Origin of the sequence: Pseudomonas sp. Leaf15, from assembly GCF_001421425.1 — a bacterium.
In the GTDB taxonomy this organism is placed as follows: domain Bacteria; phylum Pseudomonadota; class Gammaproteobacteria; order Pseudomonadales; family Pseudomonadaceae; genus Aquipseudomonas; species Aquipseudomonas salomonii.
In genome coordinates this window covers 99,068-112,209 of the sequence record NZ_LMKI01000008.1, presented here as the reverse complement: position 1 = coordinate 112,209, position 13,142 = coordinate 99,068, and the positions used below count along the sequence as shown (strand labels likewise).

The window sequence follows — 13,142 nt, the reverse complement described above, 5'->3', positions numbered from 1 at the left end:
CGCCTTTTACGCCCATCTTGCCGAGTGACCGCGCCGTTCATGAATACCCTCGCCCAACTCAAGGCTGGCCAATTGGCCGGTATCAAACGCCTGGACCTGTCTTGCGGGCTGACCGAATTCCCGCCGGAAATCTTCGCGCTGGCCGACAGCCTGGAAATCCTCAACCTCACCGGCAATGCCCTGAGCCGCCTGCCCGACGATCTGCATCGGCTGACGCACCTGCGCGTGCTGTTCTGCTCGGACAACGCCTTCACTGAGCTGCCCGCGTGCCTGGGCCAGTGCGCCAACCTGAGCATGATCGGCTTCAAGGCCAACCAGATCAGCCATGTACCCGCCGCCGCGTTGCCGCCACAGTTACGCTGGCTGATCCTCACCGACAACTGCATTGGCCAGTTGCCCGGCGAGCTGGGCGAGCGGCCCCTGCTGCAAAAGCTGATGCTGGCCGGCAATCACCTGACGGACCTGCCGCCTAGCCTGGTCAACTGCAAAAACCTCGAACTGCTGCGCATCGCCTCCAACCGCTTCACTCAGCTGCCGCCATGGCTGCTGACGCTGCCGAGCCTGACCTGGCTGGCCTATGCCGGTAACCCGGTGGAAATGGCCGTTGAAGTGGCGAACGACGATGCAACGCCGAATATCCCCTGGTCTGAACTGGAACTGGGCGAGGTGTTGGGCGAAGGCGCTTCGGGGATCATCCGCAAGGCGCTGTGGAAGCCGCAAGCGTTGCCGGTCGCGGTCAAACTCTACAAAGGCACGATCACCAGCGACGGCTCGCCGCTGCATGAAATGCAGGCCTGCATCGCCGCCGGGCTGCACCCGAACCTGATCAAGGTGGAGGGGCGCGTGATCGGCCACCCGGAAGACCAGGCGGCCCTGGTGATGGACCTGATCGACCCGAGTTACCGCAACCTCGCAGCCTTGCCGAGCCTGGCATCATGCACCCGCGACGTTTATGCGCCGGGCACGCGCTTCAGCGCTGAAGTGGCCTTGCGCATGGCACGCGGCATCGCCTCGGTGGCGGCGCACCTGCACCGGCACGGCATCACCCACGGCGACCTGTACGGCCACAATATCCTGTGGAATGCCGCGGGTGACTGTCTGCTCGGGGACTTTGGCGGAGCGTCGTTCCATGGGACGGCGGACACCCTGGAAACCAGGGCGTTGCGGCGCATTGAAGTGCGTGCGTTCGGGGTGTTGCTGGGGGAATTGCTGGAGCGGGTAGACAAAGGCTTCGACAGTGAAGCGCTGGTGGCGCTGCAACAAAGCTGCTGCCAGCCCGATGTACTGGCGCGCCCGAGCTTTGAAGAGATCGAGGCGCTGCTGCAACCTCTGGCACACCACTAAACAATGTGGGAGCTGGCTTGTCGAATCGTCGCACCGCTGCGATAGCATCAACTCGGTGTGCCTGATGTACCGAGGTGTCTGCATCGCAGGCAAGCCAGCTCCCACAGAAAAGCAGCTCTTCAGTGTATTCAGATCCGCTTTGGCTTTTGATCTAACCACTCAGGTCGGCTTTCAGGCCGCCGTGCTGTAGATCTTGATCTTGATTTTGATCTGAGGCGCCCCGTCAACCACGATGGCCGAACGCAGGCTTGCGGAGTGAGGGCACACCGAGCATTAGCGAGGTGCCAAGTGGTGGGGCACAGACCTTTTGGTTACTTTTGGCTGGGCCGGCATTCCGGGCGTTTGCCAAAAGTGACACGCCGTCAGGGCGGAACCCTAAGCAGCCGTTACCGCAGCAAAGGATATGTACACCAACAAACCGCTACCGCAGGCAAGCCAGCTCCCACATTTTTGCCGGAATCTATTCAGTTATAAATCAGCCAGCCAACCCAACAAACATATCCTGCACGTCATCATGGTTGTCCAACCCTTCCAGGAAGGCTTCGACTTCAGCCATCTGTTCATCAGTCAGACCGCTTACCGGGTTCTTGGAGATGTAGCCCAGCTTGGCCGACAACACGGTGAAACCCTGCTCCGGCAGGGCTTTTTGCACCGCGTCGAGGTCGGTGGTTTCGGTGATGAACAAGGTGCTGCCTTCTTCTTCGCCGTCTTCAAAGTCCTGCGCACCCGCTTCGATAGCGGCCATTTCAGGGTCAGCATCCGGGCTGTCCGGCGAAGCTTCGATCAGGCCGACGTGGTTGAAATCCCACGCCACGGAACCGGAAGCGCCAAGCTGGCCCTTACGGAACGCCACGCGGATTTCCGCCACGGTACGGTTGATGTTGTCGGTCACGCACTCGACGATCAGCGGCACCTGGTGCGGGGCAAAACCTTCGTAGGTCACGCGGTGGTACTGCACGGTTTCACCGAGCAGACCGGCGCCTTTCTTGATCGCGCGTTCCAGGGTTTCCTTGGGCATCGAGGCTTTTTTAGCCTGCTCGACCACCAAACGCAGGTGGGCGTTGGTCGCGGTGTCAGCGCCGTTGCGGGCGGCGATGGTGATTTCTTTCACCAACTTGCCGAAGATCTTGCCCTTGGCATTGGATGCCGCTTCTTTATGTTTGACTTTCCACTGTGCGCCCATGACTCACTCTCTTTTCGTCCATCGCGCCGAAACGTCTACTGGCCGGCGCTTTGGGGGCAGAGTTTATAGCGCAAAAACACTCTAATCCACCAAAAAACCGGCCAGGTGCCTCAGGTGCGCAAGGGTTTGATCGTGACGTTGCGCTCTGGCACAAAGTCGCCGACCTGGGCCAGCACCGCAGGCCTGGCGTTCCAGTAAGGCATCAGCACCAGCGAAGAAAACAACGCCGCGCCGGCAAATACGATAAACACCGTGACCGTATCGAAGTAGCCCGGCAGCAGGCCGCCAAGAATCGCCCCCACCGAACCGCAGCCGTTCACAAAGCCTGCCGCCGTGGCGCCGGCCTTGGCGGTGCCGAAGTCGATGGCCGCGGTGCTGCTGATCATTGAGTCCGGCCCGTACAGGGTCAGGCCCATCACAAACAGCAGGGCCATCACCAGCATCACGCTGCCGGTGTGCAGCGCGCCCATGAACAGCGCCAGGGCCACGGTCAGCGCAAGCAGGCTGAGCACACAGGCCGGCATGCGCCGGGCGCCGAAAAGTTTGTCGGACGCCAGCCCGATCATGATCGGCCCCAACAACCCGGCCAACTCGAACGCCGTGGGCACGATGGCCGCGCCGACCTTGCCCACCGAGGGCATTTGCTCATAAACGATCACCGGCCCCCACAACAGGATCGCGTAACGCGCCGGCTTCAACAGAAAGTACGCCAGGCCCAAGGTCAGCACCGTGCGGTTACGCAGGATCGCGCGCAACGGTTCCAGCACGCTGACGCGCTGTGCGTCGCCCGCCACGACCGGCTCCGGCTCAACCGCCGGCAAGCCGACATCCTGCGGTGTATTGCGCTGGAAGATAAAGAACAGCACGGCCACTACCGCCACCACCGCCGCACTGGAAATAAAGGCCGCATGCCAAGTGCCGATCAGCGTATAGGCCCACCAGCCGGCGAAGGGCGATGCCACCAGGCCACCAAAGGCGTAGCACGAACTCCACAAGCCCAGCACCCGCCCGCGTTGCTGCGACGGGAAGAAGCTGCCGAGGTTCTTGCACAGCCCCGACCAGCCGGTGGACTGCGCCAGGCCTTGAATCAACATGCAAGTGATAAAGATCGGCAAGGTGGCAAAGGTGCCCATCACCAACGCCGCCGCGGCGGAAATCAACAACCCGCCCAGCACCACCATCCGTGGCCCGAAGCGGTCGGCGAGCATGCCCCAGGTGAACTGCCCCACGGCATAGGCCGCCAGGTACAGGCCATCGAGGTTGGCCATCATCATTTTGTCGAGGGGGAAACTGGGGTCATCGACGATGCCCAGCTTGGCCACCGAAAACGCTTTGCGAGTGAAATAGAACGCGGCGTACGCCAGCCAGGTGATGGCGAAAATCTGCACGCGCCAACGCTTGATGCTACCCGTTTGGATATTCATGGTGGTTCTGACCTCAGGTGAGTGTGCCGGCAGGATCGAGAAGCAAATGCCTGTTGTTTTTATGGTTGAGCACTGCAATGCAAGGCCCTGGAGGGCGCGGCATTGGTCAGATGGGTCCGGCTTGGCAGAACCCATGGCCACCGAGGTTGTAGGACTCAACCTTCGGCGACTGGGGCGTATCAAAGCAATGGCTGACTAATAGGTAAAATCGATTTATCGTATTTCAACTATAAGCTCAGCTTGTAAGAGGATCTGCGATGTCGGTTTCCCACGCCCAGCTCAAAGCCTTCCACGCCGTGGCCGTACACGGCAGCTTCACTCAGGCCGCTGAACGCCTGTTCCTCACGCAGCCGGCGATTTCCGACCAGGTGCGCAAGCTCGAAGAACGTTTCGGCGTGCTGCTGTTTCACCGCAACAAAAGGGCCGTGCGCCTTACCGACCTGGGCGAACGCCTGCTCGGCATCACCCAGCGCCTGTTTGTGATCGAGGCCGAAGCCGAAGAGCTGCTGCAAGACTCCCGCGCCCTGCTCACCGGCACCCTCACCCTGGCCGTGGACGCGCCCGTGCACGTGTTGCCGCAGATCGCACGCTTCTGCCAGTTGTATCCGGGGATCAGCGTGAAGATCGAAACCGGCAACACCGACGAGTCGCTGTTTCGCCTGTACAACTACCAGGCCGACCTGGCCCTGCTGGGGCGCGATGTCGACGATGAACGCCTGCTGTCGTTGCCGCTGCCCGATGAGCAACTGCTCGCCTTTGTGGCACGCAACCACCCGTGGGCCGGGCGGGAATCCATCTGCCTGGCCGACCTGGATGACACACCGCTGGTGCTGCGGGAAATCGGCTCGGTCACCCGTCAGACCCTGGAGCAGGAAATGCGCCAGGCCGGGCTGCGTATCCGCCCGGCGATCCAGGTCGAGGGCCGCGAAGCCGCACGGGAGGCGGTGGTGGTGGGGATTGGCGTGGGCGTGGTGTCGGCAGCGGAACTCGGCGCCGACTCGCGGGTGTATGCCATGCCGATCCGCGATTGCAGTCAGCGCATGAAGGAAACGCTGGTGTGCCTCAAGGAGCAGAGTTCGCGGCGGGTGGTGGCGACGTTTCTGGATATTGTCCGGGACAGTTTGCGCTGAATTTGCAAGCTATTGTGGCGAGCAGGCTTGCCCTGCGTTGGCCTGCGAAGCAGGCCCAGTGAAGACACTGTATTTTTCCTGAAAAAACTCAGCGCCTGGTTTTGGGGCCGCTGCGCAGCCCAACGCAGGGCAAGCCTGCTCGCCACAAAGGGGGATTGGGTCGCCTCGGATACCTCAAGACGCCAACTCAAAGAACGCCTGAATCAGCCGCAACGAGCGGCGCCGCTCCATGCAGCCGAGCATATGCCGGTTCAACAACCCATCGCCCTGAATCGCCACCGCCTGCACGCGCGGGTCCTGGCTGACCTCCATCGACGACACCACGCCCACGCCCAACTCGGCCGCCACGGCCTCGGTCACCGCCTCGCGGCTGTCCAGTTCCAGCAGCACCTTGGGCTGCACACCCGAAACCTCACACGCCTCATCGAAGGTTCGCCGCGTGATGGAGCTGGGCTCGCGCAGCACCATGATCACCTCGTTGAGCTGTTCCAGACGAATGCCCTTTGGCAAGGCCGCCCACGGGTGGCTGGCCGGGACCAGTGCGCAAATCCGCGACTCACTCAACGGCTGCAGGTGCAGGCCATTGCGCGGTTCCACCTCTGTCAGCACCGCCACATCCGCATGTTCGGAGAGCAGTGCCGCCAGAGTTTCCTGGGCATTGCCCAGGCGCAGGTTCACGGTGATGCCGGGGTAACGGGCACGCAGGCTGGCGATCATCGGCATCACCAGGTGCGGGCCGTCTGCCGCTACTTCCAGGCGCCCGGTGAGCAACTGTCGATTGGCTTCAAGCAGCACCTGCGCCTCGTCCACCAGGCCGAAAATCGCCCGGGTAATCGCCGCCAGGCGCGTGCCCTCCTCGGTCAACTCCACCCGTCGGGCGGTGCGACGCAACAGTGCGATCTGGTAGTGCTCTTCCAGGGCCTTGATATGCCCGGTCACCGCCGGTTGACTGATGAACAACCGAGCGGCCGCACGGGTAAAGCTGCCCTCGCGGGCCACGGCATCGAATGCACGCAGTTGAAACAAATTCATAGCTATCGGCCTCACTGATAGCTCGCATAACAACAAACAATTTGATTGATGACAAGCCAAACTGCAATTTAGGCGCCGTAGCTTCACCCCCCAATGACCTTGCGAGGACTTGAGATGAGCACTGCCGCGCCGATCCTGCTGACCCCTGGCCCCTTGACCACTTCGAACCGCACCCGTCAGGCAATGATGGTGGATTGGGGGTCTTGGGATGACCGCTTCAACCAACTGACCGCCAGCGTCTGCACACAATTGCTGGCGATCCTGCACGCCACCGACAGCCACCACTGCGTGCCCCTGCAAGGCAGCGGCACCTTTGCCGTCGAAGCGGCCATTGGCACCCTGGTGCCGAGTAACGGCAAGGTACTGGTGCTGATCAACGGCGCCTACGGCAAGCGCCTGGCGAAGATCTGCGAAGTGCTCGGCCGCGATTTCAGCACCTTCGAAACCGCTGAAGACGAGCCCACCACCGCCGCCGACGTCGACCGCCTGCTGCACGCAGACCCAGCCATCACTCACGTCGCGTTGATCCACTGCGAAACCAGCACCGGCATTCTCAACCCGCTGCCGGACATCGCGCAGGTGGTTAAACAGCACGATAAACGCCTGATCATCGACGCCATGAGCTCCTTCGGCGCGCTGCCAATCGACGCCCGCGAAGTGCCGTTTGACGCGCTGATCGCCGCCTCGGGCAAATGCCTGGAAGGCGTGCCGGGCATGGGCTTTGTCTTCGCCGACAAACAGGCACTGGCGGGCGCCCAAGGCAACTGCCATTCCCTGGCGATGGACCTGTTCGACCAGCACAGCTACATGGCCAAGACCGGCCAATGGCGCTTCACGCCGCCGACCCACGTGGTCGCCGCGCTGCACGAAGCCTTGCTGCAATACCAGGAAGAAGGCGGCCTGCCCGCACGTCATCAACGCTACGCCGACAACTGCCAGACGCTGCTCGACGGCATGGCCGCACTCGGCCTGCGCAGCTTCCTGCCAGCCGCCATCCAGGCGCCGATCATCGTCACCTTCCATGCGCCAAAAGACCCGCGCTACCAGTTCAAGGACTTCTACGAGCGGGTCAAGGCCAAGGGTTTCATTCTCTACCCCGGCAAATTAACCCAGGTGGAAACCTTCCGCGTCGGCTGCATCGGCCACGTTGACGCGCAGGGCATGCAGGCGGCGGTCGAGGCGATCGGCCAGGTGCTGCAAGAAATGGAAGTGCTGGACATCTGATTGCCCCCATTACCCACAGGATTTGAACCATGAACTATCAAAACCCCAACACCCTCCAGGCCGTGATCCTCGACTGGGCCGGCACCGTGGTCGACTTTGGCTCTTTCGCGCCCACGCAGATCTTTGTCGAGGCGTTTGCCGAGTTCGACGTGCAAGTCTCCATCGAAGAAGCCCGTGGCCCGATGGGCATGGGCAAGTGGGACCATATCCGCACCCTGTGCGACCAACCGCAGGTCGCCGAACGTTACCGCAAGGCCTTTGGCCGCACGCCGACCGATGACGACGTGACCTCGATCTACCAGCGCTTCATGCCCTTGCAGATCGAGAAAATCGCCGAGCACTCGGCCCTGATCCCCGGCGCCCTCGACACCATCGCGCGCTTGCGTGTGCAAGGCATCAAGATCGGCTCCTGCTCCGGCTACCCCAAGCAGGTGATGGACAAAGTGGTCGCCCTGGCCGCCACCAACGGCTACGTCGCCGACCACGTGGTCGCCACCGACGAAGTGCCCAACGGCCGCCCTTGGCCGGCCCAGGCGCTGGCCAACGTGATAGCGCTGGGCATTGACGATGTGGCGGCGTGCGTGAAGGTCGATGACACCGTGCCGGGCATCCTCGAAGGCCGTCGTGCCGGCATGTGGACCGTGGCACTGACCTGCTCCGGCAATGCACTGGGCCTGACCTACGCGCAATTTCGTGACCTGGACGCCGCCGCCCTGGCCAGCGAGCGCACACGCATCGAGAAGCTGTTCGAAGGCTCGCGCCCGCACTACCTGATCGACACCATCAACGACCTGCCGGCGGTGATCACCGATATCAACCAGCGCCTGGCGCGGGGTGAAATGCCGCAAAGCCACTGATCGAGGTCAAAACAACAGCATTTACGCCAGGCGAACCACTCAAAACCGGCATACAGTTAACGCACTCCGTCGCGAAAGAACGGAGGTATGCCCTGATGAGTGAGGAACCAAGCGATGCCGTGGAAAAACTCCGATACCCGCTACAGCACCATGTCGATTGCGCTGCACTGGTTGATGGTGGTGCTGCTGGCGGTGGTTTACGCCTGCATAGAGTTACGCGGCCAGTTCCCCAAAGGCAGTGGTGCGCGAACCCTGATTGTCGAAATGCACTTTATGTTCGGCCTTACCGTGTTTGTGCTGGTGTGGCTGCGCCTGTTTGCACGCAGCCTGGGGGTTGCGCCGAAGATCGTGCCCACACCGCCGCAATGGCAGACGGTGTTGGCCACACTGATGCACGTTGCGTTGTACGCGTTGATGATCGGGATGCCGATTGCGGGCTGGCTGATCGTCAGTGCCGAAGGGCATTCGGTGATGTTTTATGGGATTGAATTGCCGCCGTTGATTGCGCAGAACAAAGCGCTGGCCAAGGAGATTGAGAGTTGGCATGTGCTGTTCGGCAAGGTTGGTTATTGGCTGATCGGGCTGCATGCGCTGGCGGGGATCTTCCATCACTACATCCTGCGCGATAATACGGCTTTGCGAATGATGCCAGGTGGGAGCTTACGCTAGGTGGTAAAGCCTCGGCGGCCTTGCAGGCCGCCGGTGTGCACGAAGATCAGGCGGGTGCCGGGTGTGAAGCGTCCGGCCTCGATCTGTTGCTTCAACGCCAGGAGTGCCTTGCCGGTATAGAGCGGTTCAAGCGGCAAGCCACAGGCCTGTTCGGTGGTATGGATAAAGTCGAGCAATACCGGATCGACCTTGGCAAAACCACCTCGGCTCCCCTCCAGCAGCTCATAACCGCCCGGCACAATCGTCTGCACATTCTGTGCAACCCCATGATCATCCGGCACGGCCATTGCGCCATACACCTGATGCGCGCCCGCCTCGGCCAGCGCCAACCCGGCCAGTGTGGTGCCCGTACCTGCCGCCAGCCACCACCCGTGGTAATCATCCCAGCCCAGGCGATTTAATTGCGCCCGCACGTGCTCGACCAACACCCCGCAACCCATGGCACCCGCCAACCCGCCGCCGCCTTCGGGCACGGGATACAGATCGGGGTACTGTTCGCGCCACTGCAACCAGAAACCCGGCTCATGCCGCGCGCGATAGCCGCCATAACCCAGCCAATACAGCTGCATGCCGAAGGCTTTGAGGTCCAGCACAGTGGGCGTGTCTTGAGGATGGCCGCGCAACAGGCCGACGGTGGCGAAACCAAAGCGTTTGCCGGCGGCCGCCAGCGCGTGCAAGTGGTTGGAGTGGGCGCCACCGAGGCTGATAACACCACGGGCACCGACGGCTTGCGCATTGGCCAGGTGCTGGGTGAGCTTGAACCACTTGTTGCCGCTGATCAGTGGATCGATGCAGTCCAGGCGCAGCACGGCCAACTCGACGCCGTTCAGCCAGTCGAGCTGCACCGGTTCAAGCGGTGCGTGGGGAAGCCAGTCGAAGGGGCCCATCGAGCGGTATCTGCATGAAAAAAGGGGCGGTAGTCTAACACCGCCCCTTTCGTCGTTTTACAACTCGGCCGCCAGGCGCGAACCCTGGTTGATGGCGCGCTTGGCATCCAGTTCGGCCGCCACATCGGCGCCGCCGATCAGGTGCACGTTCTGGCCGGCGGCAACCAGGCCGTCCTGCAGTTCGCGCAGCGGGTCTTGCCCGGCGCAGATGACGATATTGTCCACTGCCAGCACCTGCGGTTCGCCCTCGGCGCCGATGCGGATATGCAGGCCTTCGTCATCAATCTTCAGGTACTCAACGCTGTTGAGCATCTGCACCTGCTTGTTCTTCAAACCGGTGCGGTGGATCCAGCCGGTGGTCTTGCCCAGGCCGTCGCCGACCTTGGAGGTCTTGCGTTGCAGCAGGAACACTTCACGTGCCGGTGCGTGGGGTTGCGGCTTGATGCCGGCCACGCCGCCACGGGCTTGCAACTGGGTGTCGATGCCCCACTCTTTCCAGAACGCTTCGCGGTCCAGGCTGGTGGACACGCCCGCGTGCACAAGGAACTCGCAGACGTCGAAGCCGATGCCGCCGGCGCCGATCACCGCCACGCGCTTGCCCACCGGCTTGCGCTGCAGAATCACGTCCAGGTAGCTCAGCACCTTGGCGTTGTCGACGCCTGGAATCGCCGGGGTGCGCGGCGCAATGCCGGTGGCCAGGATGATCTCGTCGTAACCGCCCGCCACCAGTTGCGCCACATCCACTCGGGTGTTGAGACACAGCTCGACATGGGTGGTCTGCAATTTGCGCTTGAAGTAGCGCAGGGTTTCGAAGAACTCTTCTTTGCCCGGCACGCGCTTGGCGATATTGAACTGGCCGCCGATCTCGCTGGCCGAATCGAACAGGGTCACCTGGTGGCCGCGCTCTGCCGCCACGGTGGCCGCCGCCAGCCCCGCAGGCCCGGCACCGACCACCGCGATTTTCTTGATCTGCTTGACCGGCAGGTAGTTCAGCTCGGTCTCGTAGCAGGCACGCGGGTTGACCAGGCAGGTGGTGAGTTTGCCGCCAAAGGTGTGGTCCAGGCAGGCCTGGTTGCAGCCGATGCAGGTATTGATTTCATCCGCGCGGCCGGCCGCGGCCTTGTTGACGAATTCCGGGTCGGCCAGGAACGGCCGCGCCATCGAGACCATGTCCGCATCGCCTTCGGCCAGAATCTGCTCGGCGATTTCCGGGGTGTTGATGCGGTTGGTGGTGATCAACGGAATCTGCACCGCGCCACGCAGCTTTGCGGTGACCTTGCTGAACGCGCCACGCGGCACCTTGGTGGCGATGGTGGGGATACGCGCTTCGTGCCAGCCGATACCGGTGTTGATAATGCTCGCACCCGCGCCTTCGATGGCCTTGGCCAGCTGCACGATCTCTTCCCAGGTGCTGCCGCCTTCCACCAGATCGAGCATCGACAGGCGGAAGATGATGATGAAATTCGGGCCTACCGCTTCGCGTACCCGGCGCACGATGTCGACGGCCAGGCGCATGCGGTTTTCGTAGCTGCCACCCCAACGGTCGGTGCGATGGTTGGTGTGGGCGGCGAGGAACTGGTTAATGAAGTAGCCTTCGGACCCCATGATTTCCACGCCGTCGTACTCGGCAACCTGGGCCAGCAGCGAGCAGGTGACAAAGTCCTGGATCTGCTTCTCGATGCCCTCCTCGTCCAGCTCCTTGGGCTTGAACGGGTTGATCGGCGCCTGGATCGCGCTCGGTGCCACCTGCTTGGGGCTGTAGGCATAACGCCCGGCGTGGAGGATCTGCATGCAGATCTTGCCGCCGGCTTCGTGCACGGCCTGGGTGACAATCTTGTGCTTTTGCGCTTCTTCGTCGGTGGTCAGCTTGGCGGCACCGGCGTACACGCCGCCTTCATCGTTCGGGCCGATGCCACCGGTGACCATCAGGCCAACGCCGCCACGGGCGCGCTCGGCAAAATAGGCGGCCATGCGTTCGAAACCGCCGGGCTTTTCTTCCAGGCCGGTGTGCATCGAGCCCATCAGGGTGCGGTTGCGCAAGGTGGTAAAACCCAGGTCCAACGGGGCCAGCAGGTGCGGGTAGGCAGCAGCGGTCATGGTACAGCTCCACAACGGATCATCACGGGACGTGGCAGGCTCGAATGGCCTGCCATCGGTTTATGTCCCACAGACTAAGAGGCGATGGACTACCGCTCAATGACCGTAACTGACAAGTTATTGATCCAAATGCACAGTGCCCCTTGGCAAGCCGCTGCATGCGCCCTACCCTAGTCGCGAACCCTGCCATGGGTTTTCACTTGTGATGAGATTATTTGCACTTAAAAATGAAAACCACGTGCCTTGCGAACTCCGGTTTAGAAGATGAAACCAGGGGCAACACCGCAAAAAGGGTGCAATAGTGCCTAAGATATCTTCCACAATAGCTGCTATGCCCAGTTGTCTATACGGCCGGATGTGCAGTAGATCATTTGCTCGTCAAAACCCTGAAGTGCGTCCCGAGCACGGTGGCCCGGAAAAAAAGTGTCACCGGTTACTCAATCGGGGGGTTCGAAGGCGCCAGCGACAGCTTTTATTTATTTCCGACAGACTTTATTTCGTACCTTCACTTCGATCGCTCATAGAGAACTCACAATGGTGCTTTCCCGCAAAACATAATGTTAGTAATGTCGATTTGAACGTCGTAAGAATGCAAATGGGAGATCGCCAATCACCCTTCAAAAATCGCAAGCCGCTTTCTCGTTGCAGACACGATGACACACTGGTGCTGTCCAGGGGGTTCAATGGGAATGGACTCTTCAATGATTTTAGAAAATTAAAGCTGTCTCAAGAAAATTATGGCCGTCGCAGGAGTCAACGAGGGTCACCCACCTCGGCTCCTGTCACGCCTCTGATTCTAACTTCCCACGACCTTCCTGCCTGTCTTGGCGAGCGCCTGATAACGCGAATTCAGAACGACGAATCTTTACGTTCGCATGCTAAACGAAACCCGTTCATCCAAAATCTTGTTCTCGACAAAAAAGTTGCAGAAAGTTTATCACGCTGTAATTGGAGCTCTAGGCAGGTAAAATTAATTTTTGATCATCTCGGCTGGCACGGATGCTTTGGCTTTCAACAGACTACTTCGTCAACATACTAACCATCCCTTGAAAGCTGTTTTTAAGTCAAGATTCAACCATTCATTTTCAGCTCGTGATTACTTATTCATATACGAGAAGCTCGACAGAGCGTCGGAGCAGAGCGCTTACTTCCCTGCCTGCGCCGACGAGGTTCGCCAAAATCTGGGATACACGTATTGGCGTCGCTTTCTTCCTGAGGTTAAAGTGTGGGCTAAGCACAATGTTGAATTGCTGAAGAAATGTCAGTTTTGCGACAAGCGTTCATTCCTTTGAAAG

10 protein-coding genes are annotated in these 13,142 nt (G+C 60.9%); 5 read left to right on the top strand and 5 right to left on the bottom strand.

What is annotated here, in order from left to right; all coding sequences use genetic code 11:
- Window positions 1-39: 39 nt before the first annotated feature.
- Entirely contained in the window at window positions 40-1,344 is a 1,305-nt protein-coding gene (locus tag ASE80_RS08165; protein ID WP_056858543.1) for a protein kinase, read from the top strand.
- A gap of 475 nt (window positions 1,345-1,819) precedes the next feature.
- Here the strand turns inward: ASE80_RS08165 and ASE80_RS08160 are convergent, their stop codons facing one another.
- Window positions 1,820-2,527, bottom strand: coding sequence for a YebC/PmpR family DNA-binding transcriptional regulator (locus ASE80_RS08160; protein WP_056858461.1), 708 nt, complete (start codon window positions 2,525-2,527; stop codon window positions 1,820-1,822).
- A gap of 110 nt (window positions 2,528-2,637) precedes the next feature.
- Entirely contained in the window at window positions 2,638-3,951 is a 1,314-nt protein-coding gene (locus ASE80_RS08155; protein WP_056858460.1) for an MFS transporter, read from the bottom strand.
- 257 nt (window positions 3,952-4,208) lie between these two features.
- Between ASE80_RS08155 and ASE80_RS08145 the strand changes: the two genes are divergently transcribed.
- A complete protein-coding gene (locus ASE80_RS08145; protein ID WP_056858458.1) occupies window positions 4,209-5,081 on the top strand; it encodes a LysR substrate-binding domain-containing protein in 873 nt (290 codons plus the stop codon).
- Between the two features lie 174 nt (window positions 5,082-5,255).
- Here the strand turns inward: ASE80_RS08145 and ASE80_RS08140 are convergent, their stop codons facing one another.
- Window positions 5,256-6,113, bottom strand: coding sequence for a LysR substrate-binding domain-containing protein (locus tag ASE80_RS08140; protein WP_056858457.1), 858 nt, complete (start codon window positions 6,111-6,113; stop codon window positions 5,256-5,258).
- Between the two features lie 114 nt (window positions 6,114-6,227).
- Here ASE80_RS08140 and ASE80_RS08135 point away from each other — a divergent pair, with 114 nt between their 5' ends.
- The 3 genes from ASE80_RS08135 to ASE80_RS08125 all read left to right on the top strand — a co-directional run bounded on the left by ASE80_RS08135 (window position 6,228) and on the right by ASE80_RS08125 (window position 8,863).
- A complete protein-coding gene (locus ASE80_RS08135) occupies window positions 6,228-7,337 on the top strand; it encodes a 2-aminoethylphosphonate--pyruvate transaminase (protein WP_056858456.1) in 1,110 nt (369 codons plus the stop codon).
- A 29-nt stretch (window positions 7,338-7,366) separates the two neighbouring features.
- The gene (phnX, locus tag ASE80_RS08130; protein WP_056858455.1) at window positions 7,367-8,194 is read left to right on the top strand and encodes a phosphonoacetaldehyde hydrolase; all 828 of its coding nucleotides are present in this window, start codon (window positions 7,367-7,369) and stop codon (window positions 8,192-8,194) included.
- Window positions 8,195-8,308: 114 nt separating this feature from the next.
- The gene (locus ASE80_RS08125; protein ID WP_056858454.1) at window positions 8,309-8,863 is read left to right on the top strand and encodes a cytochrome b; all 555 of its coding nucleotides are present in this window, start codon (window positions 8,309-8,311) and stop codon (window positions 8,861-8,863) included.
- Here the strand turns inward: ASE80_RS08125 and ASE80_RS08120 are convergent.
- Entirely contained in the window at window positions 8,860-9,750 is an 891-nt protein-coding gene (locus ASE80_RS08120; protein ID WP_056858453.1) for a 1-aminocyclopropane-1-carboxylate deaminase/D-cysteine desulfhydrase, read from the bottom strand. The genes ASE80_RS08125 and ASE80_RS08120 overlap by 4 nt on opposite strands.
- 57 nt (window positions 9,751-9,807) lie before the next feature.
- Complete coding sequence (locus ASE80_RS08115; RefSeq protein ID WP_056858452.1) at window positions 9,808-11,847, bottom strand: NADPH-dependent 2,4-dienoyl-CoA reductase; 2,040 nt, start codon at window positions 11,845-11,847, stop codon at window positions 9,808-9,810.
- Between the last annotated feature and the right edge of the window lie 1,295 nt (window positions 11,848-13,142).

What these genes read in the sequence shown, in the direction of transcription:
- ASE80_RS08165 (WP_056858543.1), top strand. Translation starts at nt 40, where the DNA reads ATGAATACCCTCGCCCAACTCAAGGCTGGCCAATTGGCCGGTATCAAA.
- ASE80_RS08160 (WP_056858461.1), bottom strand. Translation starts at nt 2,527, where the DNA reads ATGGGCGCACAGTGGAAAGTCAAACATAAAGAAGCGGCATCCAATGCC.
- ASE80_RS08155 (WP_056858460.1), bottom strand. Translation starts at nt 3,951, where the DNA reads ATGAATATCCAAACGGGTAGCATCAAGCGTTGGCGCGTGCAGATTTTC.
- ASE80_RS08145 (WP_056858458.1), top strand. Translation starts at nt 4,209, where the DNA reads ATGTCGGTTTCCCACGCCCAGCTCAAAGCCTTCCACGCCGTGGCCGTA.
- ASE80_RS08140 (WP_056858457.1), bottom strand. Translation starts at nt 6,113, where the DNA reads ATGAATTTGTTTCAACTGCGTGCATTCGATGCCGTGGCCCGCGAGGGC.
- ASE80_RS08135 (WP_056858456.1), top strand. Translation starts at nt 6,228, where the DNA reads ATGAGCACTGCCGCGCCGATCCTGCTGACCCCTGGCCCCTTGACCACT.
- phnX (WP_056858455.1), top strand. Translation starts at nt 7,367, where the DNA reads ATGAACTATCAAAACCCCAACACCCTCCAGGCCGTGATCCTCGACTGG.
- ASE80_RS08125 (WP_056858454.1), top strand. Translation starts at nt 8,309, where the DNA reads ATGCCGTGGAAAAACTCCGATACCCGCTACAGCACCATGTCGATTGCG.
- ASE80_RS08120 (WP_056858453.1), bottom strand. Translation starts at nt 9,750, where the DNA reads ATGGGCCCCTTCGACTGGCTTCCCCACGCACCGCTTGAACCGGTGCAG.
- ASE80_RS08115 (WP_056858452.1), bottom strand. Translation starts at nt 11,847, where the DNA reads ATGACCGCTGCTGCCTACCCGCACCTGCTGGCCCCGTTGGACCTGGGT.